Here is a 2,552-nt window from a genome sequence, read left to right as displayed (position 1 = left end):
TTGGAGGTTTTTCGATGCAGGCCGCTACGCGACGGCGGTCGCTGGAGCTGTGTCGGCCTGCGTTGGAAAACCTGGCAAGGAGGAAGCCGCGGGGGTCTCTCGCGACGGCTATGGGGAAAGCGTGCGGACGTCGGTCCCGTCGGTGGTCAGAGGCAGGATTTTACGCCTGCTCGAAGCCGGTTCTGCCCACTGCCGTGGCGTGATTGGCGGTACTCCAGCGGCTGCGCGTGGTGCCGTCGATGCGGTTCCAGTGATGGCATGATTGTGCGGCGCAGGCTGATGGGCTTGCGGACCGCTGGCCCGATCCGGATCGGCCTCGACGAAGGTGATAGCGCTGTCATCATGCGGCGGCCTTTCGCGGCGGTGCACGGGTCGTCGGGCGCTCGCCGCGCTTGAAGATCTCGACGATCCGCATTGGCCCGCCGCAGTCCGGGCAGGGTTCTCGGAGGGTGAGCGGCAGGGCCGCGTCGGTGTCGAGCGCGTCGGCATCCACTGCCGGTTCGGCGCCGAGCAATCGGCGGATCGCCTCGATGTGGCGCCTGTGGCCGGCACTGGCGAGAAGCCCGTAGTGGCGGATGCGGTGGAACCCGTCGGGCAGGACATGGATCAGGAACCGACGGATGAACTCGCCCGTGGCCAGCCGCATGATTTTCTGACGGTCGCGGTCCTTGATGCGGTAGTCCTTCCAGCGGAACGCCACGGTCTCGGCATCGGCGCTGACGAGTCGGCTGTTCGAGATCGCGACCCGGTGGGTATAGCGGCTGAGATAGGCCAGCACGGCCTCCGGCCCGCCGAAGGGTGGTTTGGCATAGACCACCCATTCGATCTTGCGCAGCGGGGTCAACCAGGCGGCGAAGGCGTCAGCTCCGGCCAGTTCCTCCTGTTCGCCGAAGAACGCAAGCTTGCCTGCCCGATGCAGGGCCATCAGCCCTTCGAGGAACAGTCGGGACAGGACCTTCACCGGCAAGAAGAACCCCGGCCGACATCCGACCCACCGTGTGCCGTCCGAGGACAGCCCGCCGCCGGGGACGATCATGTGAACGTGGGGATGGTGCGTCAGCGCCGAGCCCCATGTGTGCAGCACGCTGGTCATGCCGATACGGGCGCCGAGCCGCTTGGGATCGGCCGCGATGGTGATCACCGTCTTGGCCGAGGCTTTGAACAGCAGTCCATAGATCGCCTCCTTGTTCCAATAGGCAATGCGGGCGATCTCGGCAGGCAAGGTGAAGACCACGTGGAAATATTCCACAGGCAGAAGATCCTCAGCGCGGGCGACCATCCAGTCCCGCGCTGCCGGTCCCTGGCATTTGGGGCAGTGCCGGTTCTTGCAGGAGTTATAGGCGATATGGTGATGCCCGCACTTGACGCAGGCGGCCACATGCCCACCGAGCGCTTGCGTGCGGCAGGCTTCGATCGCCGACATGACCTTGAGCTGGCTCAGACTGACATGTCCGGCATTGGCCCGCCGCCACGCGGGGCCATAGGCACGGAAGATGTCAGCGATCTCCAGCCTTGATCGGGCCACTTGGCCCGAGCGTCACTCCAATCCGCGTCGCAGCGTTGTGTCCCGAAGATTCTTCAGGGTCTCGAACGGACTCACCGTGTCGCGGATCATCCTGGTGGCGACATGGGTGTATCGGGCGGTGGTGCTCAGCTTGGCGTGACCGAGCAGGACCTGGATCACCCGCACATCAGTGTTGGACTCCAGCAGGTGCGTGGCGAAGCTGTGCCGCAAGGTGTGCAGGGTGGCAGGCCCGGCGATACCCGCCATGGTCTTTGCCGCGGTGAAGGCCCGGTTCAGCTGACGCGACGAGATAGGATTGATTCTGGGCCTACCCGGGAACAGCCAGCCCGCCGGCCGCGCCTCGCGCCAGTAATCGCGTAGCAACTCCAGTAGTCCGGGCGAGAGCATCACCTTGCGGTCCTTGCGTCCTTTGCCCTGCTCGACATGGATGAGCATCCGGTCACTGTCGATGTCGCCGAGCTTGAGAGCGCAGACCTCCGAGGCACGCAACCCGGCCCCGTAGCTGATGCTGAGTGCCGCGCGATACTTGAGCCCAGGCCCCGGGGCAGCCGCCAGCAGGTCGAACACTTCCTCGACGCTGAACACCACAGGCAGCTTCCGTGGCTGTCGCCGGAACTGCATGTACCGCTTCATCTCCTCGCGCCCCAGGTCGTGCCGAAAAAGAACCGAAGCGCCATGATGCGGGCATTGAACGTGGGCGGCGTGATGCCGGCGTCGGTCATATGGAGCTGATAGGCCCGCAGGTCATCCGGGCCGGCCGTATCCGGCGAGCGCTTTAAAAACCCGGCGAAGTCCTTGATGGCCCTGATATGCGCCTTCTGGGCTTTGTCGCCCATCCCGCGGATGCGCATGTCCTCGATCATCCGCTCGCGCAGCGGAGTGGTCTTCTCCTCCATGGGAACCTCCTGTCTGACGATTGAGAAGGTCCCAATCGTCAGACCGAAAAGCCCCATCAGAGAAGCACAACATTCACATCTACAAGTATCGGCCAGCCAAGAGCGCCAATGCCGCGAGAGCGGCTTCGTCC

General features: G+C 64.6%; 1 protein-coding gene and 1 pseudogene. Both read right to left on the bottom strand.

Features of this window, described 5'->3' with window-relative positions; all coding sequences use genetic code 11:
* Window positions 1-340: 340 nt before the first annotated feature.
* Window positions 341-1,525 (bottom strand): IS91 family transposase, encoded by a 1,185-nt coding sequence (locus GY791_02335; GenBank protein MCP4327261.1) that lies wholly within the window; start codon window positions 1,523-1,525, stop codon window positions 341-343.
* A gap of 12 nt (window positions 1,526-1,537) precedes the next feature.
* Window positions 1,538-2,421, bottom strand: a pseudogene (locus tag GY791_02330) (tyrosine-type recombinase/integrase).
* Window positions 2,422-2,552 lie beyond the last annotated feature (131 nt).

It is taken from the genome of Alphaproteobacteria bacterium, from assembly GCA_024244705.1.
In the GTDB taxonomy this organism is placed as follows: domain Bacteria; phylum Pseudomonadota; class Alphaproteobacteria; order JAAEOK01; family JAAEOK01; genus JAAEOK01.
Note: the sequence above shows the minus strand (reverse complement) of the source record. Positions and strands in the feature narration are given on the sequence as shown.